A 4102-nucleotide genomic window follows, 5' to 3' on the forward strand; every position below is an offset into this window, starting at 1 on the left:
ATTGAGTAGGTGGAGAGGTTGGGGTTAATCCTTTAGAGCCTTTTGGGCAATAACGGCCCTACCAACCTGGTATTTCATCGTCAAAATCCATTGGCGGTTCATTATATTGTTGTGCACTAGAACTCTTGAGAGACAGAGACTCTAAAATAGTAAAGCTGGGCTGAAAAGAGGACTGCTTCTTCGCGGTAACTGTAATTATGTCCTTGTCAAAATCCATTGAATAGCCCAACCCCAAACTACCTAATAATCTAGTCGTCAAACTGTCAAATTGTTTAAACAGGTCATATGCGTTTTGTGCGTCTTGAGCAGAGCAAGAATTGGCCTTGTGTATTACTTCATTTCTGATTTTTTGAAGTTCACTTCTCGTTTGCCAAATTGTCTTTCGACCAGAAATAAACTTGATATCCGAAGAATCGCTGCCTTCTCTGTCTGCTAAGTGTTCATCAATGATCCAATAAAGAAGATTATTAAAACGATCTAATCCATTCTGACTGAGAACTTGCTTTGTTATCAGTTCAGCCAGAAAACCATTATGTAGCATCCCGGTCATGAATGGCCGTAAAAGGACGTTTTTTGTTAAAACTTCAAGGGAAGTCATGGCCATAATCAAAGAAGATAGAGGTTCAACGTCTTGAACTTGCATCATAGCTCTAACTGTATTTCTAACATTGTTAGCTAGATGAGGATGATCTAAGTAATACTCCTTAACTAGATCAGTACTGTACTGTTTTGAAAACTCGTCACGTTTATCCAAGTACAGCCATAATGACTCCATCTGCCAGACTTCATCATCCAACTCTTCTAAATATTGATCATTTAATATTTTTTCTGCTTCATATTGCTCATCATACATAAAGTTAACCAGACTTTTTTGTGTCGATTAGGATGAATCTACCCTTACCGAATCATTTATGAAATCAAAAACATATTAACACTATGAAAGCAATAATCATGGAGTTTAATATGATCAAAGTTACAACTTTAAAATCCCTATCAACCCTACCAACCACCAATACCCTGCAAGAACAGATCAAATCTATATTCACCGAACCATTCCACGACGAAACAGAAACCCAACAGGCATGGGATGAACTGCAATGTGAACTCTGGTTCCTCACCTCAATTAATGAGCTAAACGCTGTCGTCGTCGACGATATCGAACTTCTGAAACGAGCTCTAACCTATACCGAGTTCGAAGATGAACTAGATTACGGAGCTTCTATATCCCTAAGCATTGTCGAGGACAGTGGTAAGGGTATCTACCTACTGATGTCTAAGACACTCCGCACTGAATTACACCAGCATTTCTCAATCTCTGATGAGTAAGGGGGACTAATGCAATCACGTAAATTTAAATTCAATAAGCGCCAACTTGATTCACTACCGCCGACGCCGTCGACAAGCCGAAGTAAAGAAACTGAGTATACGGATGAGCTATGTAGCGGTCTGAAAATTATAATCAACAGACAAGGGAGGAAGCGCTTCCTATTCAGATACACCTATTTCGGGAAAAAGAAATCGTTACAAATTGGTGAGTATCCCGCGCTAGATATCAACACTGCGAGACAGATAGCCAATGACCACAAACGAGAGATAGCACTAGGCAATGACCCTAAGGCTATGAGGGATGAAAAATCCAATGTACTTAGTTTTCAGGAATTTGCGGAAGAACACTACTTACCCTACGCCCGAATGAACAAACTCACTGCTAAAAATGATGTCGGTAACTTGAAGCTACATTTCTATCCTAAATGGGGCAAGAAAAGCATCACCGATATCAGCCAACAAGACATTCAAAAGCTACTCGATGGAGTTCTAGAAACAAGGAAACCATCAACAGTGAATAGATTACGTTCCTTAGCCCTTAGAATGTTCCGGTTAGCCATGGAATGGGGCTATGTAGATAGCAATCCGGGGCAGTACATAAGGAAGCTTAAGGAGAATAATTTAAGAAACAGATTCCTGAACCGCAAAGAGGTTTCATCCTTCATCAAGGCATGTAACGAGGAACCTAATCGGACCCAAGGCAACGCCTTAAAATTCGCCCTACTTACCGGAATGCGCATAGGTGAAATTACTAATTCCAAGTGGGACTGTCTTACCGTCGACGACGACGGCAATTGGAGCCTGTTCCTACCGCATACAAAATCGGGGTTATCAAGGACGGTTCTGCTCAATAATTTAGCTAAGGAGGTAATACATGACCAGCGACGATTTCAGATACGTAAGAACCCCTATATCTTTGCCGGAGATGCACCCGGTAGACCTATCGCACATCCAAAGAAAGCATTCGCTCGAATCAAGAAAGCAGCAGGCATCTACGATGATTTCCGCATACACGACCTCAGGCATTCATTCGCCTCGATCCTTATAAACAGTGGTAATGCTACGCTCTATGATGTTCAGCACTTGTTGGGGCATCAAAGTCCCCAAACTTCGACTCGTTATGCTCATTTGGCGAGTTCTAGGCTAAGAGAGGTAAGTGCTAATGTGTCAGAGTTAGTTGGTAGGGGGTTATAACTAACAAATGAAGTAGTGTGGTAACAACACCACACTACTAATTAAAAGGCCTGAAAACTTGAAATTTCTTCTGATGTGATTATTGAATTTTGAATGAATTCGGGATTACCAATCAACATTTGGGATTGTTGCTCAATCAAATCTTTTGCTATTTCTTCGGTTTCTATTACCTTCACACTACTAAGTTGGAACTGGCCATTATGAATATCTAAGGACATGAAACGGTTCCATTCAAAACCATTAGAACATGCTAGATCAAACAATACCTGCCCGTTAATAGCTGATTCAATAAAAGATTTAAGCTCTAGTTCAATTTCATTTAGCGAAGACAATGGGTTCTCATAGCCAATCGCTGTAACGATAGCTACCACTCCATTTTTGTTGTCTAACGCTCTTATATTAAACATTATATGCTGTATAAAACCTTAATATGTTGCCATGCCTGATTTGATTTTGTCATTAAGTGAGACATATCACTAATCACTCTGCTAGCATCTACAATTACTTCCATATGGAACAGCCCATGACGCTCTTTATTAAAGAAAGTATAGGCGTTTTCTATTGCACTTCTAGTTTCTGCATTAGGAGTTGTAGCTGCAGATTCAGAGTTCAGCTCCCAAGTACCTTTCTCCTTAGAGTGCAAGAAAAATGGTCCAAAGCCATCTTTACCAACAATCATCCCAATGTCTTTCATTTTATCCTTCAGTACGCCTTCGATAGATCTAAGTTCGGGATAAAGTAACATGCAATAGTCCGGTAAATCAGGGGCGGCGAGCTTAACACAAAGTCCAGATATGAGCAATTTTTCAACATTCTTATGTACTTTCTCATATTCATCACCTAAAACAGCTGACAAATGTGCTCGGGCTACTTCTTGTTGTACTATTTCCGCTTTTCCATCATCTTGACGAATGAGTACCTTTTCTAGACCTTCTAAATCAAGTAGCTCAGAAATATTGAAAATGAATGCTCTATAACAAGATAGTGGACGTCCTTGAACCTGGAGGGTCCGAGTTGTTTTATGTAATGTGACTGTTATTTCATCTTGATATTCTTTAGATAGTATCTTCCATACAACTCTCAGTTTATCTCGGGAATATTCATTGATCTCTATGTGTGCTTCTTCGTTTATAACTTCTAGGACAGGTGAAAGCATGCTCTCTATGAACCCTTTAAGCACTAGATTAACTTTTTCAAACTCTGCAGGATTTATTGATTCATACAAATAATCTGCTAGCTCTTTGCCTAACTCTCTGTTCGCACCAGTAAGATATTGGATTGTCGATGTTCCATCTTTAATGAAGAAGATGTTCACTGTCGCAAAATCTTTACCTGCGTGACCAAATACGACCCGTTTTCCCGTTTGTGTTCCAGGAACATCATCGAAGGACTCTAATGTGTAACTTCGCTCTTCCATCATTTTCTTTGTTAGTTCTTCGATTAATGCTCGTTCTAAGTTTAAATTTTTATAACTACGTTCCACTGACTTATTTCCATTTCAAATAAAAGCAAATTTAACATATGCAATTAAGGAGGTATGTGACATAAACTTACCTTGCTGAAAGTATCCCCAGAACAACCA

5 protein-coding genes are annotated in these 4102 nt (G+C 39.5%); 2 read left to right on the forward strand and 3 right to left on the reverse strand.

Annotation, left to right across the window (positions count from 1 at the left end; genetic code table 11):
• Positions 1-58: 58 nt before the first annotated feature.
• Positions 59-853 (reverse strand): hypothetical protein, encoded by a 795-nt coding sequence (locus AB6D07_RS22635; RefSeq protein ID WP_017103262.1) that lies wholly within the window; start codon positions 851-853, stop codon positions 59-61.
• 110 nt (positions 854-963) lie between these two features.
• Here AB6D07_RS22635 and AB6D07_RS22640 point away from each other — a divergent pair, with 110 nt between their 5' ends.
• Positions 964-1326: a hypothetical protein gene (locus tag AB6D07_RS22640; protein WP_017103263.1), complete on the forward strand. Its 363-nt coding sequence runs from the start codon at positions 964-966 to the stop codon at positions 1324-1326.
• 9 nt (positions 1327-1335) lie between these two features.
• Complete coding sequence (locus tag AB6D07_RS22645; protein WP_017103264.1) at positions 1336-2520, forward strand: site-specific integrase; 1185 nt, start codon at positions 1336-1338, stop codon at positions 2518-2520.
• Between the two features lie 41 nt (positions 2521-2561).
• Here AB6D07_RS22645 and AB6D07_RS22650 read toward each other — a convergent pair whose 3' ends face one another.
• Together AB6D07_RS22650 and AB6D07_RS22655 are read right to left on the reverse strand one after the other, a co-directional pair.
• Complete coding sequence (locus tag AB6D07_RS22650) at positions 2562-2927, reverse strand: type II toxin-antitoxin system RnlB family antitoxin (protein ID WP_017103265.1); 366 nt, start codon at positions 2925-2927, stop codon at positions 2562-2564.
• Positions 2927-4003: a type II toxin-antitoxin system RnlA family toxin gene (locus AB6D07_RS22655; protein WP_017103266.1), complete on the reverse strand. Its 1077-nt coding sequence runs from the start codon at positions 4001-4003 to the stop codon at positions 2927-2929. Before AB6D07_RS22655 ends, AB6D07_RS22650 begins: the two co-directional genes overlap by 1 nt.
• Positions 4004-4102: the final 99 nt, after the last annotated feature.

This window comes from Vibrio sp. 10N.239.312.C11 (assembly GCF_041466065.1).
In the GTDB taxonomy this organism is placed as follows: Bacteria; Pseudomonadota; Gammaproteobacteria; order Enterobacterales; family Vibrionaceae; genus Vibrio; species Vibrio tasmaniensis_A.

Excerpts from the sequence above, each read along its gene's own strand:
- AB6D07_RS22635 (WP_017103262.1), bottom strand. The coding sequence starts at position 853 with ATGTATGATGAGCAATATGAAGCAGAAAAAATATTAAATGATCAATAT.
- AB6D07_RS22640 (WP_017103263.1), top strand. The coding sequence starts at position 964 with ATGATCAAAGTTACAACTTTAAAATCCCTATCAACCCTACCAACCACC.
- AB6D07_RS22645 (WP_017103264.1), top strand. The coding sequence starts at position 1,336 with ATGCAATCACGTAAATTTAAATTCAATAAGCGCCAACTTGATTCACTA.
- AB6D07_RS22650 (WP_017103265.1), bottom strand. The coding sequence starts at position 2,927 with ATGTTTAATATAAGAGCGTTAGACAACAAAAATGGAGTGGTAGCTATC.